General features: G+C 67.0%; 29 protein-coding genes. 17 read left to right on the forward strand and 12 right to left on the reverse strand.

Features of this window, described 5'->3' with window-relative positions:
* Positions 1-55 precede the first annotated feature (55 nt).
* On the forward strand, positions 56-1,558 hold the full coding sequence (locus IBJ82_RS00250; protein ID WP_194823968.1) for a nitrilase-related carbon-nitrogen hydrolase: 1,503 nt from the start codon (positions 56-58) through the stop codon (positions 1,556-1,558).
* Here IBJ82_RS00250 and IBJ82_RS00255 read toward each other — a convergent pair.
* Positions 1,549-1,884 (reverse strand): hypothetical protein, encoded by a 336-nt coding sequence (locus IBJ82_RS00255; RefSeq protein ID WP_194823969.1) that lies wholly within the window; start codon positions 1,882-1,884, stop codon positions 1,549-1,551. The genes IBJ82_RS00250 and IBJ82_RS00255 overlap by 10 nt on opposite strands.
* 228 nt (positions 1,885-2,112) lie before the next feature.
* Here IBJ82_RS00255 and IBJ82_RS00260 point away from each other — a divergent pair, with 228 nt between their 5' ends.
* From IBJ82_RS00260 to IBJ82_RS00270, 3 genes are all read left to right on the forward strand, one after another.
* Positions 2,113-2,649, forward strand: coding sequence for a sigma-70 family RNA polymerase sigma factor (locus IBJ82_RS00260; protein ID WP_194823970.1), 537 nt, complete (start codon positions 2,113-2,115; stop codon positions 2,647-2,649).
* A gap of 186 nt (positions 2,650-2,835) precedes the next feature.
* Entirely contained in the window at positions 2,836-4,401 is a 1,566-nt protein-coding gene (locus IBJ82_RS35245) for an N-acetylmuramoyl-L-alanine amidase (RefSeq protein WP_194823971.1), read from the forward strand.
* Positions 4,402-4,478: 77 nt separating this feature from the next.
* The gene (locus IBJ82_RS00270; RefSeq protein WP_194823972.1) at positions 4,479-5,510 is read left to right on the forward strand and encodes a GTP-binding protein; all 1,032 of its coding nucleotides are present in this window, start codon (positions 4,479-4,481) and stop codon (positions 5,508-5,510) included.
* 3 nt (positions 5,511-5,513) lie between these two features.
* Here the strand turns inward: IBJ82_RS00270 and IBJ82_RS00275 are convergent, their stop codons facing one another.
* Genes IBJ82_RS00275 through glp form a run of 3 tightly spaced genes read right to left on the reverse strand, consistent with a single transcriptional unit; the run spans position 5,514 to position 8,222 of the window.
* A complete protein-coding gene (locus IBJ82_RS00275) occupies positions 5,514-5,945 on the reverse strand; it encodes a molybdenum cofactor biosynthesis protein MoaE (protein ID WP_194823973.1) in 432 nt (143 codons plus the stop codon).
* The gene (gene moaCB, locus IBJ82_RS00280; protein WP_194823974.1) at positions 5,938-7,020 is read right to left on the reverse strand and encodes a bifunctional molybdenum cofactor biosynthesis protein MoaC/MoaB; all 1,083 of its coding nucleotides are present in this window, start codon (positions 7,018-7,020) and stop codon (positions 5,938-5,940) included. Before moaCB ends, IBJ82_RS00275 begins: the two co-directional genes overlap by 8 nt.
* Positions 7,017-8,222, reverse strand: coding sequence for a gephyrin-like molybdotransferase Glp (glp, locus tag IBJ82_RS00285; RefSeq protein ID WP_194823975.1), 1,206 nt, complete (start codon positions 8,220-8,222; stop codon positions 7,017-7,019). Before glp ends, moaCB begins: the two co-directional genes overlap by 4 nt.
* Positions 8,223-8,364: 142 nt before the next feature.
* Between glp and moaA the strand changes: the two genes are divergently transcribed.
* The 3 genes from moaA to IBJ82_RS00300 are packed head-to-tail and all read left to right on the forward strand — an operon-like array spanning position 8,365 to position 10,027.
* Positions 8,365-9,423 carry a GTP 3',8-cyclase MoaA gene (gene moaA, locus IBJ82_RS00290; RefSeq protein ID WP_194823976.1) on the forward strand — a complete coding sequence of 353 codons (1,059 nt, stop codon included), beginning with the start codon at positions 8,365-8,367 and terminating at the stop codon, positions 9,421-9,423.
* A complete protein-coding gene (locus tag IBJ82_RS00295) occupies positions 9,416-9,658 on the forward strand; it encodes a MoaD/ThiS family protein (protein WP_062983935.1) in 243 nt (80 codons plus the stop codon). Before moaA ends, IBJ82_RS00295 begins: the two co-directional genes overlap by 8 nt.
* 6 nt (positions 9,659-9,664) lie before the next feature.
* Positions 9,665-10,027: an iron chaperone gene (locus tag IBJ82_RS00300; protein WP_194823977.1), complete on the forward strand. Its 363-nt coding sequence runs from the start codon at positions 9,665-9,667 to the stop codon at positions 10,025-10,027.
* A 28-nt stretch (positions 10,028-10,055) separates the two neighbouring features.
* Here IBJ82_RS00300 and nadE read toward each other — a convergent pair whose 3' ends face one another.
* Both nadE and IBJ82_RS00310 read right to left on the reverse strand, forming a co-directional pair.
* Positions 10,056-10,880: an ammonia-dependent NAD(+) synthetase gene (gene nadE / locus IBJ82_RS00305; RefSeq protein ID WP_056812371.1), complete on the reverse strand. Its 825-nt coding sequence runs from the start codon at positions 10,878-10,880 to the stop codon at positions 10,056-10,058.
* A gap of 6 nt (positions 10,881-10,886) precedes the next feature.
* Positions 10,887-11,534 carry a TetR/AcrR family transcriptional regulator gene (locus tag IBJ82_RS00310; protein WP_370585074.1) on the reverse strand — a complete coding sequence of 216 codons (648 nt, stop codon included), beginning with the start codon at positions 11,532-11,534 and terminating at the stop codon, positions 10,887-10,889.
* A 96-nt stretch (positions 11,535-11,630) separates the two neighbouring features.
* Here IBJ82_RS00310 and IBJ82_RS00315 point away from each other — a divergent pair, with 96 nt between their 5' ends.
* The 4 genes from IBJ82_RS00315 to nrdE all read left to right on the forward strand — a co-directional run bounded on the left by IBJ82_RS00315 (position 11,631) and on the right by nrdE (position 15,468).
* Positions 11,631-12,200 carry an NAD(P)H-dependent oxidoreductase gene (locus IBJ82_RS00315; protein ID WP_194823979.1) on the forward strand — a complete coding sequence of 190 codons (570 nt, stop codon included), beginning with the start codon at positions 11,631-11,633 and terminating at the stop codon, positions 12,198-12,200.
* 389 nt (positions 12,201-12,589) lie between these two features.
* Positions 12,590-12,823, forward strand: a complete 234-nt coding sequence (nrdH, locus tag IBJ82_RS00320) for a glutaredoxin-like protein NrdH (protein ID WP_194823980.1) — start codon at positions 12,590-12,592, stop codon at positions 12,821-12,823.
* 42 nt (positions 12,824-12,865) lie between these two features.
* Positions 12,866-13,327: a class Ib ribonucleoside-diphosphate reductase assembly flavoprotein NrdI gene (gene nrdI / locus IBJ82_RS00325; protein ID WP_056815784.1), complete on the forward strand. Its 462-nt coding sequence runs from the start codon at positions 12,866-12,868 to the stop codon at positions 13,325-13,327.
* An 11-nt stretch (positions 13,328-13,338) separates the two neighbouring features.
* Positions 13,339-15,468: a class 1b ribonucleoside-diphosphate reductase subunit alpha gene (nrdE, locus tag IBJ82_RS00330; RefSeq protein WP_194825080.1), complete on the forward strand. Its 2,130-nt coding sequence runs from the start codon at positions 13,339-13,341 to the stop codon at positions 15,466-15,468.
* Between the two features lie 50 nt (positions 15,469-15,518).
* Here nrdE and IBJ82_RS00335 read toward each other — a convergent pair whose 3' ends face one another.
* A complete protein-coding gene (locus IBJ82_RS00335; RefSeq protein WP_194823981.1) occupies positions 15,519-15,965 on the reverse strand; it encodes a hypothetical protein in 447 nt (148 codons plus the stop codon).
* A gap of 104 nt (positions 15,966-16,069) precedes the next feature.
* Here IBJ82_RS00335 and pnuC point away from each other — a divergent pair, with 104 nt between their 5' ends.
* The 3 genes from pnuC (at position 16,070) to IBJ82_RS00350 (ending at position 18,439) form a co-directional block, all read left to right on the forward strand.
* Positions 16,070-16,735, forward strand: coding sequence for a nicotinamide riboside transporter PnuC (gene pnuC / locus IBJ82_RS00340; protein WP_370585075.1), 666 nt, complete (start codon positions 16,070-16,072; stop codon positions 16,733-16,735).
* Positions 16,732-17,796: an AAA family ATPase gene (locus tag IBJ82_RS00345; RefSeq protein ID WP_194823982.1), complete on the forward strand. Its 1,065-nt coding sequence runs from the start codon at positions 16,732-16,734 to the stop codon at positions 17,794-17,796. Before pnuC ends, IBJ82_RS00345 begins: the two co-directional genes overlap by 4 nt.
* 148 nt (positions 17,797-17,944) lie before the next feature.
* Entirely contained in the window at positions 17,945-18,439 is a 495-nt protein-coding gene (locus IBJ82_RS00350) for a DUF3558 domain-containing protein (RefSeq protein WP_194823983.1), read from the forward strand.
* A 33-nt stretch (positions 18,440-18,472) separates the two neighbouring features.
* Here the strand turns inward: IBJ82_RS00350 and IBJ82_RS00355 are convergent, their stop codons facing one another.
* The gene (locus IBJ82_RS00355; protein ID WP_194823984.1) at positions 18,473-19,465 is read right to left on the reverse strand and encodes an LLM class F420-dependent oxidoreductase; all 993 of its coding nucleotides are present in this window, start codon (positions 19,463-19,465) and stop codon (positions 18,473-18,475) included.
* Positions 19,466-19,648: 183 nt separating this feature from the next.
* On the opposite strand from IBJ82_RS00355, the gene IBJ82_RS00360 reads away from it, so the two are divergent.
* Entirely contained in the window at positions 19,649-20,176 is a 528-nt protein-coding gene (locus IBJ82_RS00360; RefSeq protein WP_194823985.1) for a hypothetical protein, read from the forward strand.
* Here the strand turns inward: IBJ82_RS00360 and IBJ82_RS00365 are convergent.
* The gene (locus IBJ82_RS00365; protein WP_194823986.1) at positions 20,155-20,841 is read right to left on the reverse strand and encodes a DUF899 family protein; all 687 of its coding nucleotides are present in this window, start codon (positions 20,839-20,841) and stop codon (positions 20,155-20,157) included. The two genes, IBJ82_RS00360 and IBJ82_RS00365, sit on opposite strands and share 22 nt — an antisense overlap.
* Before the next feature lie 80 nt (positions 20,842-20,921).
* Between IBJ82_RS00365 and IBJ82_RS00370 the strand changes: the two genes are divergently transcribed.
* A complete protein-coding gene (locus IBJ82_RS00370; protein ID WP_194823987.1) occupies positions 20,922-21,497 on the forward strand; it encodes a TetR/AcrR family transcriptional regulator in 576 nt (191 codons plus the stop codon).
* 358 nt (positions 21,498-21,855) lie between these two features.
* Positions 21,856-23,304: a magnesium transporter gene (gene mgtE, locus IBJ82_RS00375; RefSeq protein WP_228536371.1), complete on the forward strand. Its 1,449-nt coding sequence runs from the start codon at positions 21,856-21,858 to the stop codon at positions 23,302-23,304.
* Here mgtE and IBJ82_RS00380 read toward each other — a convergent pair.
* From IBJ82_RS00380 to IBJ82_RS00390, 3 genes are all read right to left on the reverse strand, one after another.
* Positions 23,301-24,281: a peptidase gene (locus IBJ82_RS00380; RefSeq protein WP_194823988.1), complete on the reverse strand. Its 981-nt coding sequence runs from the start codon at positions 24,279-24,281 to the stop codon at positions 23,301-23,303. The genes mgtE and IBJ82_RS00380 overlap by 4 nt on opposite strands.
* 114 nt (positions 24,282-24,395) lie before the next feature.
* Complete coding sequence (locus IBJ82_RS00385; protein WP_194823989.1) at positions 24,396-25,340, reverse strand: hypothetical protein; 945 nt, start codon at positions 25,338-25,340, stop codon at positions 24,396-24,398.
* Positions 25,341-25,360: 20 nt separating this feature from the next.
* The gene (locus IBJ82_RS00390) at positions 25,361-26,107 is read right to left on the reverse strand and encodes a hypothetical protein (protein WP_194823990.1); all 747 of its coding nucleotides are present in this window, start codon (positions 26,105-26,107) and stop codon (positions 25,361-25,363) included.
* Positions 26,108-26,151 lie beyond the last annotated feature (44 nt).

Here is a 26,151-nt window from a genome sequence, read left to right on the forward strand (position 1 = left end):
GGGTCCGCTCGTACGGGCGATGTGCTGAAGCCGCCTCCACCGCGACGATCAAGGGGTGACATCTACTGAAGAGGCTGTACGCGAAAGGTTCTCCGGGCGATTCGATCGTCGATGGCTCGGGCCGTCGACGATCTGGTTGGTCGCCACCGTCGGCTCGGCGGTGTTGTGGAGTATCGGCACCGGCCTGCATCCGATTCCCGGAATCGCCCTGCTCGCACCACTTCCGGTGTTGTGGCTGGCGCCCCGGCAATCCACGCCTGCGGTGTACGCGGCAGCGGCGCTGTCGTGGTTCGGCGGTAACGCCAGGTACTGGTCCTACTTCCTCGATACCCTGGAACAACCTGCGACGATTCCCGTAACCCTGCTTGTCGGCGGCGCACTGACCTTCGGGGCGTGCATCGTCCTCTTTCGAAAGCTGCTGATACAGGGCAGGTCCGGATGGGCCGTGCTCGCCCTACCTGCCCTGTGGACCTCGGCGGAGTTCCTGGTCAGCATGGTCGGTGGGATCGGCGCGTGGTGGAGCATCGCGTACTCCCAGGCCGAGGTGGCGGCGATCGTGCGCGTCGCATCGATCACCGGCGTGTGGGGGATCAGCTTCCTGCTCCTTACGGTGCCCAGTGCTGTTGCCACGCTGATGGCCCCCGGAATCAGAATGCCACGCGGGCTGACGGTGGTAGGTGCGGCGGCGGTAGCGGTGATCGGCGCTATCGGTGCAGGTCAGTGGTACTCTGCGGCGGCAAGCGGCGGCCCGGTGACGAGGGTGGGGTTGGTCGCCCTCGCGCAGCCGCCGATGTATGTTCCGGTCGCCACGCCCGATGGTGCGCGGATGATCACCGAAGCGGTCGCCGCCGTCGACCAGCTCGCCGACCAGGGCGCCGAAGTCATCGTCTTCACCGAGAAGGCCTGGCATGCAAGACAATCCGAACTCAGCCTGTTGCGCGACCCACTCACCGCCATTGCTGCTAGCCGTGGCGTCCACGTGGTCGTAGGTCTGGAACTCGAACAACCCGACGGCACTGTCAACGCCGCCATCGCCTATCCAGGCGAAACTATCTATGCGAAGCGCTTTCTCGTCCCCGGCCTCGAATCCTCGCTCCAGCCAGGATCGGTCTCGGTCCGGATTCCTGGTCGTTCCTGGGCACTGGCGATCTGCTTCGACCTCGACCGCCCTGCCCTCGTTCGACAGAACCGCACCGAGGGCGCAACGCTGATCCTCGCTCCCGCACTGGATTTCACCGTCGACCACTGGTTACACAGCCGCATGGCAGTACTACGAGCCGCAGAATCAGGCATCGCCATCGCCCGCCCCGCCCACCTCGGCGAACTGGTCGCCGTCGACGCACAGGGCACCGTGAAGGCGTCGGTCCGCACCGACCTCACCGAAACCCGCATGGCGCTCGCCGACATCCGCACCGCCGGGGATCGCACTCCATACGTCCGCTGGGGCGACTGGTTCGGGGCCTTGTCGATCATGCTCGCCGTGGCCGGTGGACTCGCTGCCCTCCGTCGTCCGGCCGCTCAACCGAGGAGACCTCGTGAATCGGTCGATCAGTCCTGATCGGGCCAGGCATCGGCGACGACCAACTTGCCCGCCGCCAGGAGCAGCGCGTAGTACTCGGCGACCACACCGGACGGATAGGTCGGCCAGAACGACACCGCCCCGGTCGCCTTGTCGATGACGTACACCGAGCCGCCGATCGGGATCGGCCGATCCGGGGGCGCGTGCAACGGCGCGATCGCGAAAACGGTGAAGCCGTCGGCGAATTCGACGATCTGCCGATCGTGCCCAGGTTGCTCGGCGGGTAGGTGTTCGGCCGCAAGGCGCGTGGCCTCGGCTCGGTCGACCGGCGTGTGCGCGTCGGTCGGATATGCATGGATGTCCACGTTGTTCGCTCCTCGTGGCGATTGTCGTCGCCCTGGTGCGATCGTGCTCGACTTCGCTCGAATGCGCGAGCCCGAAAAAAGAACGAGCCCGGCGTCCCTGCTCCCCCCTCCTGGAGCAGGCCCTGCCGGGCTCGCAAGAACTACTCTCCGGTACCGGCCCAGCAGGATCCTGAAGAGTCGCTTAACGCGCGGCGTTGTCATCGACGCGGTCCACCGCGATATCCCCATATGAAGGACAACTCCTGCGGTGCGCACTGTGCGCGCCTGTGTACCAGGGACGGGCTGGCCGAGGTGCTCGCCACCGATCGCGGTCTGCTGCACTGGCGGGCTGTGCGCAGTCTCAGTGATGCGGGCCTGGCCGAGCACGCGGTGCAGGAGACCCTGCTGCGCGGCTGGCGTTCCTGTCAGGACTTCGACGATCGCAAAGGCAGCGTGCGGACCTGGCTGCTGGCGATCGAACGCAACGTCATCATCGACATCCTGCGGGCCCGAGCCATTCGGCCCGGTGATGTGGGCTGGGACGACATCACCGAGGTATCGGTCTGTGGCAGACCGGATTTCGCCGACGGTCTGGTCGACGGTCTGCTCGTCGATCAACTGCTGGCCAGGCTCCCGGAACCGCAGCGCGCGGCGGTGACCGAGGTGATCCTGCACGACCGTGGGTACCGGGAGGTCGCCGCGGATTTCGGTGTTCCGGTCGGCACTGTGAAAACCCGGGTGCACTACGCATTGCGGTCCCTACGGCAATTGCCAGAAGTTGCCTGAAAGTCACCGCTGAGCGCCTTTCTGGGCATCCGAACAGCGTCTTTTGATACTTCCATCCCGTTACAACTCGGTAACTGTGCTTGCCCTGTGGTTGCCAACGTTGCAAGAGTGAACCACTGGGTTTGGTGTTACCAGGTGTTACCAATGGGAAGGGAGGGGTGCTCCGTCCCGGAGCACCGACCGAACATGCAACCAAACATCATCAAGGCCGGAATCTGCTCTACCGTCTCCGCCGCGGTGGTGGTGTCGCTGTCGGGATTGATCCCCGTGACCGCCCACGCCGCCCCTGAACCGGCGACCAGCGAGCAGCTCGCCGGTAAAACGATCTTCCTCGACCCCGGTCACCAGGGGTCGGCGCATACGGAGGACCTGAGCCGCCAGGTCGACAACGGCCGCGGTGGCACCAAGGACTGCCAGACCACCGGCATGACCTCGCTCAACGGCATCCCCGAGCACACCATCAACTGGGACGTCGCCCAGCTCGTGCGGGCGTCCCTGCAGGCGCTGGGGGCCGAAGTGGTGCTGAGTCGTGCCGACGACACCGGGTGGGGCGGCTGCGTCGACGATCGCGCCCGCGCCGCCAACCAGTCCGGCGCCGACGTGGCGGTGAGCATTCACGCCGACAGCGCGGGCCCCGACCAGCACGGATTCCACGTGATCGTGCCGCAGCTCCCCATCCCCGACTCGATCGCCGACAAGGCGCAGTCCGGTGGTGGGCGACTCGTGTCGAGCGCGGTCCGTGACGCCTATCTGGCGGCCGGCTTCTCGCCCGCGAACTACGCGGGCGTCAAAGCGGGCCTGCAGACCCGCGAGGATGTGGCAGGCCCGGCGCTGACGCAGGTGCCGCTGGTGTTCGTCGAGATGGGCAACGGCGCCAATGTCGGCGATGCCGCTCGGCTGGAATCGCGCGAAGGTCAGCTCGAGCACGCGGTCGCCATCGCGACCGGCGTCGTCGGGTTCCTGCTGAACAAGCCGATCCCCGCCTACGCCGCCGCACCGGCTCGGGTGCCGGTCGCGACCACCACCCAGACACCGAAGCGCGCACCCGCGGCCGACCCGACCGAGACCCCCGCGCCGACCACTGGCGCACCCGCGCCGCCACCGGCCGCGAACCGGAACGGCGCTGCCGTCCCGGCCGAGGAACCCGGCGGTGCCGGAACGCCCGCCGAGGGCACGAATGGGGCCACCGACCCGGCCGACTACTCGCAGCCCTCGAAGAAGCCCGGAGGGACCACCGCGTCGACCCCGGAGTCCGGGGCACCGACTCCGACCTCGACAACAGCGGCCCCCGAAGCGGTCGCCCCGGCGCAGGTTCCCGCACCCGAACAGGCACCGGCTGCTCCGCCCGCGCTGCCCGGTGGCGCGAGCGATCAGACGGCACCGACCGAGGAACCGGCCCCTGCCGACGCCAACGGTCCCGCGGTCGCCGCACCGATCCCCGCACGAGCCCCGATCGCCGATCCGGTTCCGGTGGCCCCCGTCCGCACCGCGGCCCCGGGCGACCCGCCCCGCACGGCAACACCCGAGGCGCCCGCCGCGCCCGCCCCGAAGAAGCGCGGCACCACACCCAAAACCGAGGCGGCGCCCGAAGAGTCCGAGCTCGATCTGAGCACCCTCGGCGGCCCGATCACCACCGTCATGACGCTGCTCATGCCCTTGGCCCAGGCCCTCGGCATGGACGAATCCACCATTCCCGGCCAGCTGATCAATCTGGTGTACACCCTGGTCGGCCTGGTTTTCGGCCCGTCCTGACGTTGCACGGCACCCACGCCGCCCACTCCTGACCCAGGGGTGGGCGGCGTGCTGTGTGGCCGCGGGCAGGTGGCACCATGGGTGCGGTGATTCCTGTCGTGATCGTTGCTGGGTTTCTCGGTTCGGGGAAGACGACCCTGCTCAACTACCTGCTGCGCAACAATCGAGGAACCCGGATCGGGGTGGTGGTCAACGATTTCGGGGCGGTGAACATCGACGCGATGCTGGTGGCGGGGCAGGTCGACGCGATGGTGTCGCTCGGCAACGGGTGCGTGTGCTGCGCGGTGGACGTATCCGAACTCGACGATCTGTTCGCTCAGCTGGCGCAACCGCGCAGTGCGGTGGATGTGATCGTGGTGGAGGCGAGCGGACTGGCCGAGCCGCGCAACCTGATCCGGATGGTGATCGCCAACCCGAACCCGCGCATCGCCTACGGCGGATTGGTCGAGGTGGTCGACGCCGAGCAGTTCGCCGCCACCAGCGCGCAGCATCCGGAGCTGGTGACCCATCTGCGGATGGCGGATCTGGTGCTGGTGAACAAGGCGGACCGCGTCGGAGCCGAGGCGCTGGCCGGTCTCCGCGCACAGGTGGCCGATTGGGTCGGGCAGGTGCCGGTCTACGCGACGACGCACGGCCGTATCGATCCGGGCCTGCTGTTCGACGATCGGGTGCCCGATCAGCCGAAGGTGGCCGAGCAGCTGAGTTTCGACACACTGCTCCACGAGCACGACCACGATGATCCCGACCACCGGCACCTCCACGATGACTACGTCTCGGTGTCGTTCACGAGCGAACGCGCCTTGAATCCCCGTGCGCTGGTGGGCTTTCTGGAGGATCCGCCGCCAGGTCTGTTCCGCGCCAAGGGATGTGTGACGTTCGCGGTGGCGGGCGAGCGACGTAAGTTCGAAGTTCACTTGGTCGGCAGACACGTGGTCTTCACCCCGGGCAGCTGGGCGCGCGGCGAGCAGCGCGTCTCGAACCTGGTGCTGATCGGCGCCGGACTCGACGCGGACGGTGCGCTGAAACGCTTGCACGACACCGTCTTCGACGGTGAGACACTCTTGGATGAGCAGGAGATGCTCGGCGTGTGGCGGTACACCGTGCAGTGACCGTCAGCCGCAGGCGTTGACCCACTCCGAGAGCCCGTCGGCGAACAATTGCCGCTTCCAGATCGGCACCTCGTGCTTGATCCGGTCGACGAGCTCGGCGCACACTGTGAACGCCTCGGCCCGATGCGGCGCGGCCACCGCCACGACGATCGCCAACCCGCCGATCGTGAGCGGTCCGATCCGATGTGTCGCCGCGACCGGAAGTCCGCTCGCCTGTGCCACTTCCGCGCAGATCGCGTGGAGGAAGCGCTCGGCCTGGGGGTGCGCGGAGTACTCCAGCGACGTCACCGCCTGCCCACCGTCGTGGTTGCGCACCTTGCCGGTGAACACCACCACAGCGCCGAATTCCGGTCCGTCGACAGCCTTTTCGATGGTGAGGGCATCGAGGTCCTGATCGCTGATGGTCGCCAGCCGAACCGCACCGAAGTCACTCATGGTTGCCGCCTCCGGCTACTTGCGCGAGCAGATGATCCAACAGCGGTTCCAGCACCGCGATCCCGTCCTTCACCCCGCCGGGCGAACCGGGCAGGTTCACGACAACGGTGCGACCGGCCAGCCCGGCGACGCCGCGACTCAGTGCGGCCAGGGGGAACTTCGCGGTCCCACGCTGCCGGATCGCATCGGCGACACCCGGCAGTTCACGATCGAGCACGGCGCGGGTGGCCTCGGGCGTCGCATCGGTGGGGGAGGCGCCGGTGCCACCGGTGGTCACCACCAGCGCGGGCGTCGCGCTCAGTGCGTCGGCCAGCCCGGCGGCGATCTCGGCATCGGCGTAGACCAGCGGCCCACGTACCGAAAACCCTTGTGCGGTCAGCCAATCAACGATGACGGGACCAGTGGTGTCGGTGCGGGTTCCCGCCGCGGTGCCGGTAGACGCGACGACCACAACGGCTGTTCGTGAAAAGGTCTGGGCGTCAGCTGATTCCGTCGCAACACCGTTCGGAGCTTCGGTGTGCGTCGGCGACGTGGGCTCGACACCGGCACCCGTGTTCAGCTGCGCCAACCGGTCGAGCGCCGGCGCGCCGGTGTCGGACCGACTCTCCGGCCGCACCCAATGCCCGTGCTTTCCACCCTCTTTGGTGACCAGCCGGATGCCATTCATCACCGCGGCGGGATCCACCGCCTTCACCATGTCGTGCAAGGTGAGCCCCGCGACGGCCACAGCCGTCAGCGCTTCCATCTCGACGCCGGTCGGACCCTTCGTCTTGGCGGTCGCCTCGACGGTGATGGTCGTCTCGGTGAACCCGAACTCCACCTTCACCGACGACAGCGCCAGCTGATGACACAGCGGGATCAACTCGGAAGTCTTTTTCGCACCGGCGATTCCGGCCAACCGCGCAGTCGACAACACGTCGGCCTTCGGCATGCCCTCGGCCCGCACCAACGCGATCACCTCGGCGGTGGTCTGCAATTCGCCTGCGGCGACAGCGATCCGGGTGGTGTCGGCTTTCGCGCTGACATCGACCATGCGCGCGCGACCCTCGCGGTCGACGTGGGACAACTCGCTCATAGCGACAAGATTCGCACAGGGACACCGGCGGCCAGCGAGGTGACCTCGGCGGGAACATCGACGAGCACATCGGCCCAGGCCATCGCCGCGATGAGATGCGAGCCGGGCCCCGAGATCACTTCGACCCCGTCCTCGGTCAACAGGCCGCGCAGGTATTGGCGACGACCGGCAGGGGAGCGCAGCGGCGTGCGCAGGGTTGTTTCGCCGCTCACGAGTTCCGGCAGTCCGGCCAGCGCGCGCACGGCGGGGCGCGCGAAGACCGCGTACGACACCATCGTGCTCACCGGATTGCCGGGGAAACTGAGCACGGGGACATCGTCGACCACCGTGTAGCCCTGGGGTCCGCCGGGTTGCACCGCGACCGAGCCGAAGGTCCCGCCGAGCGGACCCAGCACATCCTTGACGACCTCGAAGTCGCCCTTGGACACGCCACCGGAGGTGAAGACCACGTCGGCGGCGGCGGTCGCGGCGTTCAGCACCGAGGTGAAGACCGCGGGGTCGTCGGTGCTGTGCGCGACCTCGACCACCTCGACACCGTCGGCCCGCAGTGCCGCGGCCAGCGCGATGCCGTTCGAGTTGTAGATCTGTCCCGGCGCCAACACGCTGCCCGCGGGCTGGAGTTCGTCACCGGTCGTGATGCAGACCGCACGTAATCGACTCAGCACCGGCACGGCCGGCAGGCCCACGGCGGCCAGTGCCGCTATATGCCGGGGGGCGAGCACCGTGCCGACCCGCGCCACGAGCTCACCGGTCCGCACATCGGTGCCGGCTTCGCGCACGAATTCGCCGCGCCCGCGTCCACGTTCGACCACGATCCGGCCGTCACCGGCCTGCACATCCTCGACCGGCACCACACAATCGGCGCCGGGCGGCATGGGCGCACCGGTCATCACCTTCACGGCCGAGCCGACGGGCAGCGCGTCGGTGCCCGGCTTACCCGCCGCCACCACGCCGACAACGGGCAGCGTGACCGGCGTGACGGCCACATCGGACGCGCGCACCGCGTATCCGTCCATCGCCGAGTTGCGGAACACCGGCAGGTCGATCGGCGACACCACATCGGCCGACAGCGTGCGGCCGAGCGCGTCGGGCACCGCCACCTGTTCGTCGGGGCGGTCGGCGAGGTGGGCCAGCAGCGCGGCGACGGTGTCGCGGTACTCGTCGACGCTGCGTGCCGACGCGGTAGCGGGCCGGGGAGTCATGCTGCCAGCTTAATCTCCGCCGTCGGGGCCGGTCGGGGTCGCGTTGCTCACGGTGGGGGGTCGCCTGTGGTGAGCTGACGAGTTCGCGAAGAATCGGCCCGGCGCAGGGAATGTGACGGGCCTTACGGGTCATACTGTAGAGATGACGCTGGTCGAGATGGGGATACCCGCCGTGCGATCGGAGCGGCCGTCTCTCGACGGCAGGCCCGAGACGCCGTTCCTCGTCGATCGCTTCGGCCGGATCGCCCGCGACCTGCGCGTGTCCATCACCGAGAAATGCTCGCTGCGCTGCACCTATTGCATGCCGGAGGAGGGCCTGCCGCCGATTCCGCGCCAGGAACTGCTCACCGCCGACGAGATCGTGCGGCTGGTGTCGCTGGCCGTGCGCGAGCTGGGTGTGCGGGAGGTGCGGTTCACCGGCGGCGAACCGCTGATGCGTCGCGAGCTGGAACAGATCATCGCGGGCTGTCACGCGGCGGTGCCCGGCACCCCGCTGGCCATGACCACCAACGGTGTCGGCCTCGAACACCGCATCCACAAGCTCGCCGCAGCTGGCCTGACCAGGGTCAATGTCTCCCTCGACACCGTCGACCGGGAAGATTTCACCCGCCTCACCCGCCGCGACCGCCTGGAGTCGGTCCTCAACGGCATCCGGGCCGCGCGCGACGCGGGCATGGCGCCGGTGAAGGTCAACGCCGTGCTGATGCGCCAGAATCTGGCGGGCGCGGCCGACCTGCTCGCATGGTGCCTGGCCGAACAGTGCGAGCTGCGCTTCATCGAGGAAATGCCCCTCGACGCCGACCACGAGTGGGCTCGCGATCACATGGTGACCGCCGCCGACCTCCTCGACGTCCTCGGCGAGCGCTTCACCCTGACTCCCACCGTCCGCGCCGACCCCTCGGCTCCGGCCGAGAAATGGCTGGTCGACGGCGGACCGGCGACCGTCGGCATCATCGCCACGGTCACCCGCAAGTTCTGCGACAGCTGCGATCGCACCCGGCTCACCGCCGACGGCATGCTGCGCTCGTGCCTGTTCAGCGACCAGGAGTTCGACGTGCGGTCCGTGCTGCGGGCAGGCGCCGACGACGACGAGGTCGCCGAGCTGTGGCGTGGCGCGATGTGGCAGAAATGGGCCGGTCACGGTATCGACGCCGCCGGTTTCGTCCCCCCGGAACGCACGATGGGAGCCATCGGTGGTTGAGGTCCGCTATTTCGCCGCCATCGCCGACGCGGTCGGCAAGAACACCGAATCCCTCGATCTACCCGACGGCGCCACCGTCGCCGACCTACGGGCCACCCTCGCCGCCACCTACGGTTCCGACGTCGACGGCCTGGTCGGCGTCTGTGCCTTCCTCATCGGTGACGAACTCACGCGCGACCCGTCGGCCATGCTCCGCGACCGCGTCGACGTACTGCCCCCGTTCGCCGGGGGCTAGTCGCACATGGTCCAGAGCAAGGCCCCCGATGTGGCGACCTACCTCGCCGAACTCCCCGCCGACCGGCGCGAGGCACTGACCAGGCTGCGTGAGCTGTGCCTGGCGGAGCTGACCGGCTTCAGCGAGGTGATGTCCTACGGCATGCCCGCCTACGAGCGCGACGGCATCGGCGAGGTCGCCTTCGCCGGCCAGAAGCAGTACATCTCGTTCTACCTGCTTCGCTCCGACGTGCGTGCGGCCTTTGCCGACCGCCTCGCGAGCCAGGACATGGGCAAGGGATGCCTGCGCTTCCGCAAAGAACCGGACTACGAGCTCGTTCGAGACCTGTTGCGCGCCACCGCAACCGGTGAGGGTGCGGCGATCTGTTGATCTAGTGGGTTCCGGTTCGGCGCAACGGCTAGCGCCACCAGGTGTCGAGCGGGGTGACCGGGACGGTGCGCTTGTGGCGGGTGTTGGTGAAGATCGACTCCACGCGCGTGGCCACCTCGGGTGTGACGTCCTTACCCTCGAGGTAGTCGTCGATCTCGGCGTAGCGCAGGCCGAGTGCGTCTTCGTCGGCGAGGGCGGGACGGTCGTCCTCGAGGTCGGCGGTGGGGACCTTGGACCAGATGCTCGACGGGGCGCCGAGTTCCTGCAGCAGGGCCGCGCCCTGACGCTTGGTGAGACCGGTGAGGGGAGTCAGGTCGACACCGCCGTCGCCGAACTTGGTGAAGAATCCGGTGACCGCTTCGGCCGCGTGATCGGTGCCGACCACCAGCAGGCTTTCCTGGCCCGCGAGGGCGTACTGGGCGACCATCCGCTCGCGCGCCTTGATGTTGCCGCGCACGAAGTCGCGCAACCGCTCGTGATCCAGCGCGCCCGCGACCTCGATGCCCACGGCGTCGGCGCTGGGGCGGATGTTCACCACGACCGTGCGATCGGGGTCGACGAAGTTCAACGCGATCTGCGCGTCGTGCTCGTCGGCCTGCATGCCGTAGGGCAGCCGCACCGCCAGGAATTTCGCCTCGACGCCCTCGGCCCGCAGCTCCTCGACGGCGAGCTGGCACAACCGACCGGCCAGCGCGCTGTCCTGCCCGCCGCTGATCCCGAGGGCGAACCCCTTGGCCGGGGTGGTGGCCAGGTAGTCCTTCAGGAAGTCGACGCGCTGCCGGACCTCCTGCTTCGGCTCGATCTCGGGCTGTACACCCAGTTCGGCAATGATCTGTTCACGCAGTGTCCCCATGCCGTCTCACTCTACTTGTGGGGCAGGGGAAATGACCCGGCGAACCAGCCATTCCCAGTTGTCGCCGATCTGCTCGCGCGAGTAACCCAGCACCTCGACCTGGTGGATGGTCAGCGCCGCCGACAGCGTGGACAGCAGTGAGTCGGCGATCAGCGGGACTTCACCGTCGACCCCCGCCTCGCGCAGCAGCAGGGTGACGTGCGCCTTGTGCAGGGCGTACGGCCCGCCGCCGAAGCGTCCGTTCTCCTCGGCGGCCCGGTGGAGATCGCCCTCGACCTCGATATCGAGCAGCCGAGTCCGCCCGAACGCGATCAGCCGCTCGACCGGGTTCGCCTCGGGGCCGAGCGGCGCCGGACCGAACATGAACGCGGCCTGGAACTTCTGCTCGGAGTGATCCAACAGCGCCAGCATCAGCCCGGTGCGATTGCCGAATCGGCGAAAGACCGTGCCCTTGCCGACTCCAGCGCGCTTGGCCAGGGCATCCATCGTCAGACCGTCGACGCCGTGCTCGCGCACCAACTGTTGAGCCGCGTCGAGCAGCAGCGCGCGATTGCGCGCCGCATCGGCACGTTCGACGGGTTCCGCGCTGCCGGGCAGCGGCTGTCCGATCCCCAGCAGGGGCGGCTCGTCGGACCTGGGTGTGCCATAGCTCACGCCGCTCACACGTCCTCCGCGGGAAGTAATCGGACCGAGGTCCGGTTAATGTCGGATGAAACTTGGATCATTCCACTGAGTACACCAGGAGTCGCTATGAGCGAGACCCGCATCCTTACTCTCGTCGGAAGCCTGCGCGCGGGCTCCATCAATCGCCGCCTGGCCGAGGCTGCCGTGCAGACCGCGCCCGCCGACGTCGATATCGCCATCTACGAGGGTCTCGGCGAGATCCCGTTCTACAACGAAGACCTCGATGTGCCCGACGCGGTGCCCGCGCAGGCCGCGGCGCTGCGTGCCGCCGTCGCCGCTGCCGACGCCGTCCTGTTGGTCACTCCCGAATACAACGGCACCCTGCCCGCCGTGCTGAAGAACGCCATCGACTGGGCCTCGCGTCCGTACGGCGCCGGCGCGATCAAGGGTAAGCCGGTCGCCGTGGTGAGCGCGTCGATCAGCCCGAACGCCGCGGCGTGGGCGCACGGCGACACCGTCAAGTCCGTCGGCGTGGCGGGCGGCGTCGTCGTCGAGTCGGCGCACGCGCAGTTCGCGACCATCGGCAAGCGTTTCGCGCAGACTCATCCGGCCGAGGACGCCGAGGCGCTGACCCAGCTCGGCGCGACTGTCCATCAGTTGGTCGCCGCGGTGAACGGCACCTTGATTTCGGCGTAAGCTGAGCGTTCGGCAGGGCGTCGCATCCGTCACGGATGCGACGCCCTTCGGCTGTCCACGACAGGTTTGCTGAAGACTCGCCGGTAGATGAAATCGTGATCTGAACCACTGTTTTCCCTGCTGGCCGGTGGCCCGTCCTGGGACTTACCGCGTGGGAATTACATCCGTGCGACTCGCAACACCTTGTGTTGTTCCCATCTGTCGGACACTAGGTGTAGTGTCTGTCGTACTGGAAGACGGTGTGGAGCCACCACTGATCGGGCCCAAGGGAAGGGGTTGCGAGCAGGGCTTTCTTCGCTAGATCCAGGAGTTTGCGCAGCATCACCCGTTCGTGCATTGCATACGGATCACAGGCTGTGGATCAGGCATAGGAGAGAGGGACTTCCATCATGACCATCACCGTGTACACCAAGCCCGCTTGCGTGCAGTGCAACGCCACCTACAAGGCGCTCGACAAGGTCGGGGTGGACTACGACGTCATCGACATCTCGGAGAACGACGAGGCGCGTGACTTCGTCATGGCACTGGGCTACCTGCAGGCGCCGGTCGTCGTCGCGGGTGAGGATCACTGGTCGGGCTTCCGTCCCGACCGCATCAAGTCGCTCGCCGTCGTGGCTGCGTAGTTCGCGCCGGTTCGCCGGTAAGGAGGCGCCGTGCCCGAGCAGATGTCTCCGGGCGGGCTGGTCTACTTCTCCAGCGCCTCGGAGAACACCCATCGTTTCGTCGAGAAGCTCGGTCTCCCGGCTACTCGACTTCCACTGCACACATCATCTGATCCGCCGCGGATCGACGAACCCTACGTGCTGATCACCCCGACCTATGGTGGTGGTCGGCACGTCATGGGTGGACAGCGTCCCGACAAGGACCTCGTTCCGCGGCAAGTCGCCAAGTTCCTCAACGACCCACACAACCGCGCGCTGCTGCGCGGGGTGATCGCGGCCGGCAACACGAACTTCGGCGATACCTATTGCGTTGCAGGAGACATCATCTCGCAAAAATGCGGGGTGCCGTATCTGTATCGCTTCGAACTCATGGGAACCGCTGAGGACGTCGCGCGCGTCCGAGAGGGATTGGGATTGTTTTGGCAACAGCAACCACAGCACCGGCAGGCAAGTCAGCACGCCTAGAGCAGTCGGCGGTGCGCGGCGAGGCGGGCGAGGTGCTCGACTACCACGCCCTCAACGCGATGTTGAACCTGTACGGCCCCAACGGTGAGATCCAGTTCGACAAGGATCGAGAGGCCGCGAACCAGTACTTCCTCCAGCACGTGAACCAGAACACGGTCTTCTTCCACAACCTGGACGAGAAGCTGGATTACCTGGTCAAGGAGAACTACTACGAGACCGAGGTGCTCGACCAGTACGGTCGCCCCTTCGTCAAGCAGCTGTTCCAGCAGGCCTACGCCAAGAAGTTCCGGTTCCCGACCTTCCTCGGCGCGTTCAAGTACTACACCTCGTACACGCTCAAGACCTTCGACGGTAAGCGTTACCTGGAGCGGTTCGAGGATCGCGTCTGCATGGTCGCGCTGACGCTGGCCGCCGGTGACGAGGTGCTCGCGAGCAACCTGGTCGACGAGATCATCGACGGCCGCTTCCAGCCCGCCACCCCCACCTTCCTCAATTCCGGCAAGAAGCAGCGCGGCGAGCCCGTGTCCTGCTTCCTGCTGCGCATCGAGGACAACATGGAGTCGATCGGGCGCTCCATCAACTCCGCGCTGCAGCTGTCCAAGCGCGGCGGCGGTGTCGCCCTGCTACTGAGCAACATTCGTGAGCACGGCGCCCCGATCAAGAAGATCGAGAACCAGAGCTCGGGTGTCATCCCGATCATGAAGCTGCTCGAGGACTCGTTTTCCTACGCCAACCAGTTGGGTGCGCGTCAGGGCGCGGGCGCGGTGTACCTGCACGCGCACCACCCCGACATCTACCGCTTCCTCGACACCAAGCGCGAGAACGCCGACGAGAAGATCCGCATCAAGACGCTGTCGCTGGGTGTGGTGATCCCCGACATCACCTTCGAGCTGGCGAAGAAGAACGAGGACATGTACCTGTTCTCGCCGTACGACGTCGAGCGCATCTACGGCGTGCCGTTCGCCGATGTGAACGTCACCGAGAAGTATTACGAGATGGTCGACGACAAGCGCATCCGCAAGTCGAAGATCAAGGCGCGCGAGTTCTTCCAGACCATCGCCGAGCTGCAGTTCGAGTCGGGCTACCCCTACATCATGTTCGAGGACACGGTGAACCGGGCCAACCCGATCAAGGGCAAGATCACCCACTCGAACCTGTGCTCGGAGATCCTGCAGGTCTCCACCCCCTCGGAATTCAACGACGATCTGTCCTATTCCAAGGTGGGCAAGGACATTTCGTGCAACCTCGGTTCGCTCAACATCGCCAAGGCGATGGACTCGCCCGACTTCGGTCAGACCATCGAGACCTCGATCCGCGCGCTCACCGCTGTCTCGGATCAGACCCACATCTTCTCGGTGCCCTCGATCGAGCAGGGCAACAACGAGTCCCACGCCATCGGCCTCGGTCAGATGAACCTGCACGGATACCTGGCACGTGAGCGGGTCCACTACGGCTCCGAAGAAGGTGTGGATTTCACCAACATCTACTTCTATACCGTGGTCTACCACGCGATCCGGTCCTCGAACCTGATCGCCAAGGAGCGCGGCTCCTCGTTCGGTGGGTTCGCCGACTCCAAGTACGCCAGCGGCGAGTACTTCGACAAGTACACCGAGCAGGCATGGGTGCCCAAGACCGACAAGGTGGCGCAGATGTTCGCCGAGGCCGGCGTGCGCATCCCCACCCAGGACGACTGGCGTCTGCTGAAGGCCTCGGTGCAGGAATACGGCATCTACAACCAGAACCTGCAGGCCGTGCCGCCGACGGGTTCGATCTCCTACATCAACCACTCCACCAGCTCGATCCACCCGGTGGCGTCGAAGATCGAGATCCGCAAGGAAGGCAAGATCGGCCGCGTCTACTACCCGGCCCCTTACCTGGACAACGACAATCTCGAGTACTACGACGACGCTTACGAAATCGGCTACGAGAAGATCATCGACACCTACGCCGCGGCCACCCAGCACGTGGACCAGGGCCTGTCGCTGACGCTGTTCTTCAAGGACACCGCCAGTACCCGCGACCTGAACAAGGCGCAGATCTACGCGTGGCGCAAGGGCATCAAGACGCTCTACTACATCCGCCTGCGTCAGATGGCCCTCGAGGGGACTGAAGTCGAGGGTTGCGTGTCGTGCATGTTGTGAGCTGAGCTGACGATAAAGGGCGGTCTCCCTGGGGGGCCGCCCTTTTCGCGTCAGGGGGCACTGTCGAAGAGGTCGAAGCAGGACCAGCCGCCACGGAACCACTGGCCGATCAGCTGCCAGGTCGACGGGTAGGTGCCGTCGGCGTACCGCAGTCGGAGTCCGTACGAGCACTTGCCGATCGTCGTCCGGGTGAGCCGTTGGACGATCGTGCGGTGTAGGAAGGACACGCCGAGCCAGGCGAGGATGCCGTACAGAACGGCCGTCGTGCCGGACGCGATGTACCAGGCGGTGGCGCCGATCGCGGCGTGCAGCGCCATATCGATGAGGAACGCGGGTATCACGCCGGTCTCGTCGCCGCTGGAAGTGCTTCCGGTGAGCGGGAATTCGTCCGTCGGGCGCCGGCGGGTCTCGGGAGCGATGCGCGGCGGTTGCGCGTCGGCGCCGCGGGTGTATCCGCTGTTCCTCGTCGCGTGCCGGGGCGGTGCTGCGTTGCTCATAGGGCTCAGCGTGGTCGACACCGCTTAACAAGCACCCGCTGTCGACCTTGTCGACCTGATCACCGGGTCTCTTGCGGCGGGGCCTCACATCAATTATGGTCAATATGACCAATAGTGAGGGTGGGGAGATGAACGTGCTGGATCTGGTTGCCGCACTGCAGCAGCCGTTGTTCACGTTGCTCGGGACGGCGGTGAGTTGGACCGAGGTGCTCGGGTTCGGCAGTGGGGCGCTGTGCGTGTGGTTGGTCGCTCGCCAGCACATTGCGAACTGGCCGATCGGCATCGCCAACAATGTGTTCTTCATTCTGTTGTTCACTCAGGCCGGGCTTTTCGCCGACGCGGGGTTGCAGGTGGTGTTCATCGCGCTGGCCGGGTACGGGTGGTGGACGTGGGTGCACGGGTCCTCGCGCACGGAGCCGCTGCCGGTGCGTCGGACGACGCGGGTCGAATGGCTGTGGCTCGCGGTGTGCGGGGTGCTCGGTACCGCCGCGATCACCGTGCTGCTCGACACGGCCACCGAGTCCACCGTGCCGTTCTGGGACGCGCTCACCACCGCGCTGTCGCTGATGGCGACCTATGGGCAGTGCCGTAAACGGCTGGAGTCGTGGTGGTTGTGGATCGCGGCCGACATCGTCTACATCCCGCTGTACGCCTATAAGGGGCTGTTCCTGACGGCGCTGCTGTACCTCGGATTCCTCGCGCTGTGCGTTCGGGGGTTGATCGCTTGGCGCCGTGATGTGGTCGAGGCCCCGGTGGCGGTCGCGGCATGACGCGGTACGGGCACGGGCTGGTTCTCGGCAAGTTCTATCCGCCGCACGCGGGTCATCATCACCTGGTTCGCACCGCCGCCGCCCGCTGTGACCGGCTGACCGTGCTGGTCTGCGCCTCGTCGGTGGAGTCGATCCCCCTCGCCGATCGTGTGGCCTGGATGCGCGAAATGCATGCTGATCCAGAGATTTCCGTCGTCGGTGCCGTTGACGATGTGCCGATGGACATCACCGACCCCGCCATCTGGGACGCGCACATGGCGGTGTTCTTCGCCGCCGTCCCCGACCCCGTGGATGCGGTCTTCACCTCGGAGGCCTACGGCGACGAGCTGGGCCGACGCTTCGGCGCCGACGCGATCTGCGTCGACCCGAGGCGACTGCGCCACCCGATCTCGGCGACCGAGATCCGCCGAAATCCTCTCGCGCACTGGGATTTCCTGTCCCCGCCGGTCCGCGCCGCGATGACGAAGCGGGTGGTGGTGCTCGGTGCGGAATCGACGGGAACCACGACCGTCGCGCAGGCGCTCGCCGCGCACTACGGCGCCCGCTACGTCCCCGAGTACGGCCGCGAATACAGCGAACGAAAGCTGGCCGCCCTCGGTCCGGGCGGGCACTGGTCCGACATCGAGTTCACCTCGCCGGAATTCCCGCTGATCGCCGCGCACCAGCAAGCGAGCGAGGATTTCGCGGCCCGGGAAACCGGCCCGGTACTCGTGTGCGATACCGATGCCTTCGCCACGACCATCTGGCACGAGCGCTATCTCGGCTACGCCCATCCCGGCATCGTCGCCGAGCACCGCCAGCACCTGTGGCTGCTCACCGACCATGTCGGCGTCGCGTTCGAAGACGACGGTCTGCGCGACGGCGAGCACCTGCGGCCGTGGATGACCGAGCGTTTCCGCGCCGAACTCACCCGCACCGGACGGCGATTCACGATGCTGACCGGTTCACCCGAACAGCGTCTCGCCACCGCCGTGGCCGCTGTCGAGGCGCTGCTGGCCGAAGGCTGGGACATCGCGGACCCGTTGCCGGAGCGCGCCGCCGGTGAACGGGCGTGCACCTAGTACGCAGACCAAGCGCATCGTGCGAGTTCGTCACAGCGTGGTGTGCGGGGTTGTGGTGATCGGCCCAGGCTTGTCGAACGACGGCTCGGGGAGGCCGCGAACCTTGTTAACGTGGCCGCGTTTTGCGATGCACGGTGAGAGGGAACGGATGAAGCGCGCGCTCATGGCGGTAACGACCGGGGGATTGGCGTTGGCGGCGCTCGTCGGATGTTCGAGCGAGGGGCAGGAGTCGTCGGCAACGAAAGCGTTGTTCGAGCCGTGCACCGGAGTAACCGCGGACGCTCTACAAAAGGCCGGTGTCGACCCTGCGACGAAGGTCGCCGCAGGCGCCGTGTCCGGAGGTTGGCAGACCTGCGAGTGGACCGGCGGCACGGCCTACCTGCGAGTGTTCTCCACCTCGCGAACCCTCGAGGAATTCGAATCGGAATCGGGCGAAACAGCTTTCGCCGACTACACAGTCGCGGGCCGCGTCGGCCGTCGCCTCGGTGGCGCTCCCACTCCCGGCTCCTGCGACGTCTTCTTCTCCGCGGACCAGGGCGTAATCCGCATGGTCGTAGTGAACAACCCCGCCCACCAGAGCGCCGACGCCTGCGCGACTTTGCGGCAGATGGGCGAATCGATCGTGCCGAACTTTCCCGCCTGAACCAGCGCCGAAGTCGGGTCACCGGGTCGACCGTTACGCCAATGCGGGGATCACCTCGCGTTCGAAGAGTTCGATGCCGGACGTGTCGTAGGCGGCCTCGGGGAAGTTGACGATGGTGTAGGCGAGGCCGAGATCCTTGACCTTCGTGAGACGTTCGACGATCTGCTCCGGGGTGCCGACGGCCGCGCTGGTCGCGAACTGTTCGTGCACACGGGCTTCGGCCGCATCAGCGCCGAGGAAGGGGGTAAAGCGATCGACGATCGTCGAGAGTCGTTCCTGCACTTCGGATTCGGTGGTGCCGACGATGGCGTTGAAGTTCGAGCTGCGGGTGATGGCGGAGAATTCGGTGCCGACCTCTTCGCAGTGCTGGCGCAGGATGTCGGACTTGCGGGCGAACTCGTCGGGGTCGCCGCTGAAGTTGGTGTAGTCGGCGTATTTCGCGGCGATGCGCAGGGTCTTCTTCTCGCCGCCACCGGCGATCCAGATCGGAATCCCGTTCTCCTGCAACGGGCGTGGGTGCACGATGGCGTCATCGACCTGGTAGTACTTGCCGTTCAACGTTGCCCGGCCGGTCTGCCACGCCTGGCGGAAGATCTGCACACCCTCGTCGAGGCGACCGAGACGCTCACCGGCGGTCGGGAAGCCGTAACCGTAAGCGCGCCACTCGTGTTCGTACCAGCCGCCGCCGATGCCCATCTCCACCCGGCCGCCCGAGATGAGGTCGACGGTCGCGGCCACCTTGGCGAGGTAGGCGGGGTTGCGGTAGCTCATGGCAGTACACATCTGCCCCAGCCGCACGCGCGACGTGGTGGCCGCGAACGCCGCCATCAACGACCACGCCTCATGGGTGGCCTCGTCGGTGGGAACGGGCGTGGTGTGGAAGTGGTCGTAGACCCAGATCGACTCCCAGTCGGTGCCCGCGTCGAACCGCTGGGCCAGCTCGCGCATCACCGACCACTGGTCGGCCGGTTCGATACCGACCAGATCCAGCCGCCAGCCCTGGGGAACGAAGATGCCGAAGCGCACAGGTTTTCTCCTGGATTGAGTAGAACTCGAGCGGCGTCACACGCCGCGGCTGTCGAGATCCACTGTTCCACTTCTGCGCGCTCAGGCAACTATTGTGCGCGCACCGCGCTGAACCCTGGACCGGCCGTTATGCGCCGAAATTCGCTTGGCACGCGGGGCGAACCCGGGCATGCTGGCAGCTGTATGAACAATATTTCCCCACCCCGCCTCGGCGTCGACTTCGGCCGAGTGATCCAGGGGGCCGCGCTCACACCGGGCGCCGCGGACACCGTATTCCTCTCGGGCGGCTTCGACGAAGCGATGAGTACTCCGCCGAGTCGTGACGCGTTCGAAGTGCTCGATCGGCTGGTCACGCGCTTCGACGGCAACGTCTGGGTGATCTCGAAGTGCGGTCCGCGGATCGAGCAACGTACCCGGCAATGGCTCGACCATCACGACTTCGCCGCCCGCACCGGAATACCCCGAGAACACTTGCGCTTCTGCAGAACTCGCGCCGAAAAGGCCCCGCACTGCGCCGAACTCGGCATCACGCACATGATCGACGACCGGCTCGACGTGCACGAGATCCTGCGCGATCTGGTGCCCCGGCGGTACCTGTTCGGCGCGCAGACCGGGCCGGTCCCGGACTGGGTGACCCACACGCCCGACTGGCCCGCGGTCGAACGTGCGGTCGGCGCGGATCTCGCAGGTCAGGCGCTCGGGTCGCCGTAGGAGGCGGCGATGTCCTTGCTGCTCGGCCAGCGGCTGTAGGTGGGCGACTGCGGCCAGCCTTCGGGGCTGTCCTGCCATTCCTCCTGGCGGCCGTAGGGGAGTGCGTCGATGAGACCGAAGCTGTAGGCGAGTTGTTCGGTGCCGCGGCCGTCGGTGTGCCAGCTGCGGTAGACGGTGTCGCCGTCGCGCAGGAAGGTGTTCACGGCGAATTCCGCGCCGGGGCCGGCGCCCATGTCGGCGCCGAATTGGCTGTCGGCGGTCGAATACCAGGTCATCGCGTTGCCGACGCGCTTCTTGTAGGTGAGTACCTCGTCCATCGGCCCCTGGGTCACGATGACGAATCGCGCGTCGTAGCCGCCGAGGAAATCCAGTCGTGCGTACTGCGCGGTGAGGCCGGTGCAGCCGGGGCACTGCCAGGTGTTGCCCGGTGTCCACATGTGGTGATAGGTGATCAGCTGGGAGTGTCCGTCGAAGACCTCGGCGAGTGAAACATCGCTGCCGTCTTCGGCTTTCAGTGTGTAGTCGGGCAGCCGGACGGCGGGCATGCGGCGGCGCTGGGCGGCGACGGCGTCGAGTTCGCGCGTGGCGGCCTTCTCCCGAATCCTGAGCTGATCGAGTTCGGCCTGCCAGGCGTCGTGATCGACGATCGTGGGCAGTGCGGTCATGGTGGGCCACCCTTCAATGTGTACGGCGTGCACATTTGATATGTTCACACCGTATACTTCATCGAAAGGGAGTTCAAGGGTTGGCCTATCACCACGGTGACCTCGCGGCGGCATTAATCGAGGCCGGACTGGAGCTCACCCGATCCGGCGGCCCCGACGCGCTGACGATCCGCGAAGTCACCCGCCGGGTCGGCGTCACACCGAATGCCGCCTACCGGCACTTTCCCGACCGGCAAGCGCTGCTGCGCGCGGTATCGGCCGCGATCGAGTCCAGGATGGCCGAGGGCATGGACCGTAGCCGGACGGCGCCGCGTGCGAGCCTGCGCGCGGTCGGGCTCGGCTATATCGGCTTCGCGCTACTCGAGCCGGGCTGGTTCGCGGTCGCGTTCTTCGGCGCCGGTGACATCTCGCCGGAGTCGGTGGTCGACTCGCCCGCCTACCTCGCCCTCGCCGACTCGCTCGACATGATGGTGCACGTCGGTGACCTCGCCCCCGTGGCGCGCCCCGGTGCGACCTGGAGCTGCTGGTCCACCGTGCACGGATTCGCGGAACTGGCGTTGCGCGGGCCGTTGCGGCACCTGGACCGCGCCGAGCTGTGGCCGCTCGCCGAACAGGCCGTCGACACCGTCATCGCGGGGCTGCCGCCGGCGGTGTGATCGGTGTCACTGTGACCAGTGGTACGCAAGCTCAAGGTGAAACAAGTGGGGCCCGCATGTATTCTCATGGGCGGAAGGGTGTGCCCGTGTGGGTGCTCCAAGCGATTCGCGGAGAGATCACCCGCGGCGACTGCGAGGAGGTGGGGTTGCGATGTGCAACGAACCTCCCAGTCGAAGGCCGCGCGGCGTCGCCCCTTCGTCCTTGCACCACACATCCTGACCTGTTCGGTCCGGTCTGTGCGTGTCGGCCTCGGCGGTGGACGCCCCGCGGTGTGAACCACCGTCACTCGTTCCACTTCTCGCACATCCTGTAGCTGTGCCGCAGGCGTGTGCGCTGTCAACGCCAGAGGACTCGATCATGTCGAATGTCGATCTCGTTACTGCCCGTCATGTACCCACCGAAACCGTTGTGCCCGAGGTGATTTCGCCGCGCCGCATGGGCGTTGAAGATCATGCGGTCACCGAGGCGCTCGAAATCCTGTCCGAGTCGGTGCGCGACATCGTCGAGACCCACCGGGTCTGTAGCGGCCTCGACTGGCTCGACAACCGTCCGCCGCACGTCATCGCCGACGCGCTGGCGCGCATGGACGCCGTACAGGCCGGTGTCGTGTTCCGGTTGCTCGACAAGGAGCGCGCGCTCAGTGTGTTCGAAGAGCTCGAGCCGGTCGACCAGCAGCAGATCCTGCAGGGACTGCGCGAGAAGAGCTTTCGCGATCTCGTCGAGGCGATGGACCCCGACGACCGCGCCCGCATGCTGCACGAAGCACCCGCCAAGGTCGCCAAGAAGGTGCTCGCCGGGCTGAGCCCGCGCGAGCGCCGGATGACGGCCACGCTGCTCGGCTACCCCGAGGGCTCGGTCGGGCTGTACATGACGCCGGAAGTCGTTGCGCTGCCGGACAATCTGACCGTCGCGCAGGCGCTGGGCTGTGTGCGCGCCAAGGGCGGCAACGCCGAAACGGTGTACACGCTGCCCGTGGTCGATCGCGGCCGTCGTCTCACCGGCATCGTCGAACTGCGCGAGCTGGTGCTGCACTCCCCGGATGCGATGGTGTCCGAACTCGTCGTCACCGAGCCGCCGTTCGTGCGGGCCACCGATGCCGCGGAGAAGGCCGCCCGGCTGATGAGTTCCACCAACCTCATCAACCTGGTGGTCGTCGACAGTGAGGATCGAGTGGTCGGGCTGCTCACCATCGACGACGCGATGGAGGTGTTGGAGGCCGCCGACAGTGAGGACGTCGCCAAGCAGGCCGGTTCGGCGCCGTGGGAAGGCCACTACATGGCCGCCAAGGTGTTCCAGCTGGCGCGCTACCGGGCGCTGTGGCTGACGCTGCTGCTGTTCGCGGCCACGCTGACCGTGAGTGTCACCGACATGTTCGCCTCGACCCTCGAACAGGCCGCGAGTCTGGCGCTGTTCATTCCGCTGCTGATCGGTGCGGGCGGCAATGCCGGTGCGCAAGCGGCGACGGCGTGCGTGCGCGCGCTGGCGGTCGGCGAGGTGCGCGTCTCGGATCTGTTCAAGGTGATCTGGCGCGAATGCCGGGTCGGGCTGGTGCTCGGCACCATGCTGGCCGCCGCGGGCCTGCTGATCGGCACGGTGTTCGTCGGGCCGAAGATCGCCATCGTCGTGGCCATCACCCTGGTGGTCATCTGCGGCTGGGCGGCGACCATCGGTGGCACGATGCCGTTGCTGGCCAAGAAGTTCCGTATCGACCCCGCGGTCGTGTCGGCGCCGATGGTGACCACGCTGGTCGATGCGACCGGGCTGATCATCTACTTCACCACCGCGAAACTGGTGCTGGGAATCTAGCGCTGAGGGAAGAGTGTGAGCGCCTGTGCCATGACGTCCTTGGCGACGTCGTCGGTGGCGGCGACCACCTCGACAACCGGAATACGCCTGCCGAACGCGGTGGATTCGGCGGGCAGTTCCGGGCCCACAGCCGCGGTGTAGATCGGGATCGAGCTGTCGTACACCGAGACCGAGCGGTGCACCGTGCGGCCGTCGATACGGTCCTCGGTGCTGTTGGCGGCCAGATATTCGGGCACGCGGTACTCGTAGCTCACGGTGATCTTCTCGCCGCGATAGTTGAACAGGCACTGGGTGAGTCGCTGTTCGTCGTCGGGAACGGCGCCGGCCAGTTTGCCTCGGACCGTGCAGGGATCGGCGCCGAGCAGCACGGTCGGTGTGGTGTCGGGGGAGGTGCCCTGTGGCGGCGATTGCCGCCAGCGGTCGATCATGCCGGGCATCAGTTCGTCGGCGACGACGCAGGGGTTCTTGCCCGGGGTGGAAAGGCCGAGGTAGAAGGCCGCGCTGGACGGGAACTGGGCGGTCGCCCCGCAGGCGCGTGGTTCGCCGGTCTCGCGATCGGGAACCGTGCGGACGGTCGCATCGCCGATCTGCCTCATGAAGCCTCGGCCGCTCGTGGACACACTGCTCAGCAGGGTGGCGTGCCAGGTCAGCGTCGAGCCCTCGCCGGCCTTGTCGCTGCCGAGAACGGCCCGGCACGAATCCAATCCGACGGTCACGCTCTTGACCTCGCCGAGCTTTGCCAGGACGTCGCGCGGTAGCAGCGCGCAGACGTCGACCTGGCGGGTCGCCTGGGCTACCTCGGCGCGCTGGTTCGGATCCTGGGGGACCTTCGACCAGAACTCGGGGGGCTGGGCGGGAATCACCGGTGCGGGCGGCGGCGGCAGTTCGCCGTAGTCGGGGGGTTTGCCCGCGTCGTCACTCCCGCATGCGGCGCACACGAGCAACGCGGCAGCGGCCAGCGCCATCCTGCGATACATCGGTACCCCTGTCCTCGACAGATCCGGGCCCGGACTCGCGCCCGACCATCGAGTCTGCCCGCGACGGCAACCCTCGCGCAAACATCGTGCCGGGTCGTTCTCAGAACGTTGTCGTCAGCGCACCAGCGGCAGGGTTTCGCGCATGACCTTCTCCGCGATCGACGAATGGGCCGTGACCGACACGGTCGGCACGCGCCGACCGAGCAGCGCGTCGGTCGGCCCTGGCGCGAGGCCGGGGCCGACGACGGCCGACAGCGACGCCATGTCGGCCTGGGCCGTGTCGAATCGGTACACCTGGCGAGCGCCCACCGTGAAGGCCGGAGTGTCGTCGATGATCGAGCGTTCCTCGTTGTAGTCGTAGGTGACGATCGCATCGCGACCGTCGACGCTCACCTTGCACGTGGTGACACCCTGATCGGCCACCGGCACCCGGACACCGAGCAGCGGCGCGACCGCGCACGGATCGGCCCCGGTGACCACCGCCCGGTCCGAATCCGGCGAGGAACCCTGCGCGGGCTCCTTGCGCCACTCGGTCAACGCGATCCGCACCAGCGTCCTCGCCGACGTGCAAGCGTCCTGTGGCGCCCGCACGCTGAACGACAGATCGGCCCCCGCCACGAACCGCGCCCATGCCTGGCAAGCCCCGCGCACCTGTGGATCAGCCGATGCAGCGGGCTCGTCGTTGAACAGCACCCGCACGTCCCCCATGGACTCCTCGTCGACCGGCCCGTCCATGCTCGGCTCACCCTCGAACATCACCCCGGTGCTCCAGGTCGCGTCGATGCCGGTGAGATGACCGGGTACGGCGATGCTGAGTCGGCACTGATTCGGATGCACGTTCTCGATATCGCGCACGGTGCCGAGGGTGCCCAGTGCCGCGCGGGGGAGCAAGGCGCACACATCGATCGCCCTGACCTTGCGCAGTGTCGCGATCTTCTCCTGATCGGAAACCGCTGCGGTGGACCAGAAGCCACCCTTGGGCATGGAGTCCGGTGCGGGTTCGCTCCCGCAGGCGACCATCGTCAGCACTGCGGCGGAGAGCAGGATGAGCTGTCGCACAGGGGTTCTCCTTGTCCGGTTCAGGTGGCGGGAAAGAGTGTGAGAACGTGCCGCATCACATCTTCTGCGACGTCAGGAGTGTCGGCGAAGACATTGACCGCCGGTGCGGACAGGCCGAAATAGCCGGTCTCGACTGCGAATTCGGGGCCGACCACCACGGTGTAGCTCGTGCCGTCGACTACGTGGGCAGTACGGCCGTCCGGCATCTGCTCGGTGGTCTTGCTGAGCGTCGGACTCTCACGGTTCTCGAAGCTGACGACGACATCGTCGCCGCGGTAGGTGAACCCGCACGATGTCAGCACCGGCACGCCGAACGTGCAGGATTTCTCCGTCGTACCGGTTCCCTGGTCATCGGGCAGCACCGACAACGCCACGTCGCCGAGTTGCTGCACGGTCGCCCCCGGTTGCGGGGCATCACCGAAGACGACCATCGACGCCCAGCTCAGCTTCTCGACGCTGCCCTTCGGGCCCAATTCGACTCGGCAGGAATCGGTTTCGTCGTTGTCGACGTTGCGAACCTCGCCGAGAACGACGAGTTCCGCGCGGGGAACGAGCGCGCACACGTCGATCAGTCGCGCACGCGCCGACACCGCGGCCCGCTGCTCGTCGGTCTGCGGGACGGTCGACCAATACGACGCGTCGACCGGTGGCAATGTCGTGGTCGGCGCGGGCTCGACAACCCGCTTGGTCTGGGGCGGATCTGCCTGGCAGGCCGTCAGTCCGAGCATGACGGCGGCGGTGACGACCACCAGTTGACGCAATCGCATCGGAAATCCCCCTCGCGCGAGACAGCTCCCGCTCCTACAGACCC

The organism is Nocardia sp. XZ_19_231 (genome assembly GCF_015355705.1).
GTDB classification, from domain to species: Bacteria; Actinomycetota; Actinomycetes; order Mycobacteriales; family Mycobacteriaceae; genus Nocardia; species Nocardia salmonicida.

Excerpts from the sequence above, each read along its gene's own strand:
- nrdH (WP_194823980.1), top strand. The coding sequence starts at position 12,590 with ATGACCATCACCGTGTACACCAAGCCCGCTTGCGTGCAGTGCAACGCC.
- IBJ82_RS00260 (WP_194823970.1), top strand. The coding sequence starts at position 2,113 with ATGAAGGACAACTCCTGCGGTGCGCACTGTGCGCGCCTGTGTACCAGG.
- IBJ82_RS00390 (WP_194823990.1), bottom strand. The coding sequence starts at position 26,107 with ATGCGATTGCGTCAACTGGTGGTCGTCACCGCCGCCGTCATGCTCGGA.
- IBJ82_RS00300 (WP_194823977.1), top strand. The coding sequence starts at position 9,665 with ATGGTCCAGAGCAAGGCCCCCGATGTGGCGACCTACCTCGCCGAACTC.
- IBJ82_RS00380 (WP_194823988.1), bottom strand. The coding sequence starts at position 24,281 with ATGTATCGCAGGATGGCGCTGGCCGCTGCCGCGTTGCTCGTGTGCGCC.
- moaCB (WP_194823974.1), bottom strand. The coding sequence starts at position 7,020 with ATGAGCGAGTTGTCCCACGTCGACCGCGAGGGTCGCGCGCGCATGGTC.
- IBJ82_RS00270 (WP_194823972.1), top strand. The coding sequence starts at position 4,479 with ATGGGTGCGGTGATTCCTGTCGTGATCGTTGCTGGGTTTCTCGGTTCG.
- glp (WP_194823975.1), bottom strand. The coding sequence starts at position 8,222 with ATGACTCCCCGGCCCGCTACCGCGTCGGCACGCAGCGTCGACGAGTAC.
- mgtE (WP_228536371.1), top strand. The coding sequence starts at position 21,856 with ATGTCGAATGTCGATCTCGTTACTGCCCGTCATGTACCCACCGAAACC.
- IBJ82_RS00345 (WP_194823982.1), top strand. The coding sequence starts at position 16,732 with ATGACGCGGTACGGGCACGGGCTGGTTCTCGGCAAGTTCTATCCGCCG.
- IBJ82_RS00275 (WP_194823973.1), bottom strand. The coding sequence starts at position 5,945 with ATGAGTGACTTCGGTGCGGTTCGGCTGGCGACCATCAGCGATCAGGAC.
- IBJ82_RS00365 (WP_194823986.1), bottom strand. The coding sequence starts at position 20,841 with ATGACCGCACTGCCCACGATCGTCGATCACGACGCCTGGCAGGCCGAA.
- pnuC (WP_370585075.1), top strand. The coding sequence starts at position 16,070 with ATGACCAATAGTGAGGGTGGGGAGATGAACGTGCTGGATCTGGTTGCC.
- moaA (WP_194823976.1), top strand. The coding sequence starts at position 8,365 with ATGACGCTGGTCGAGATGGGGATACCCGCCGTGCGATCGGAGCGGCCG.
- nrdI (WP_056815784.1), top strand. The coding sequence starts at position 12,866 with ATGTCTCCGGGCGGGCTGGTCTACTTCTCCAGCGCCTCGGAGAACACC.
- IBJ82_RS00360 (WP_194823985.1), top strand. The coding sequence starts at position 19,649 with ATGAACAATATTTCCCCACCCCGCCTCGGCGTCGACTTCGGCCGAGTG.
- nadE (WP_056812371.1), bottom strand. The coding sequence starts at position 10,880 with ATGGGGACACTGCGTGAACAGATCATTGCCGAACTGGGTGTACAGCCC.
- IBJ82_RS00350 (WP_194823983.1), top strand. The coding sequence starts at position 17,945 with ATGAAGCGCGCGCTCATGGCGGTAACGACCGGGGGATTGGCGTTGGCG.
- IBJ82_RS00315 (WP_194823979.1), top strand. The coding sequence starts at position 11,631 with ATGAGCGAGACCCGCATCCTTACTCTCGTCGGAAGCCTGCGCGCGGGC.
- IBJ82_RS35245 (WP_194823971.1), top strand. The coding sequence starts at position 2,836 with ATGCAACCAAACATCATCAAGGCCGGAATCTGCTCTACCGTCTCCGCC.
- IBJ82_RS00335 (WP_194823981.1), bottom strand. The coding sequence starts at position 15,965 with ATGAGCAACGCAGCACCGCCCCGGCACGCGACGAGGAACAGCGGATAC.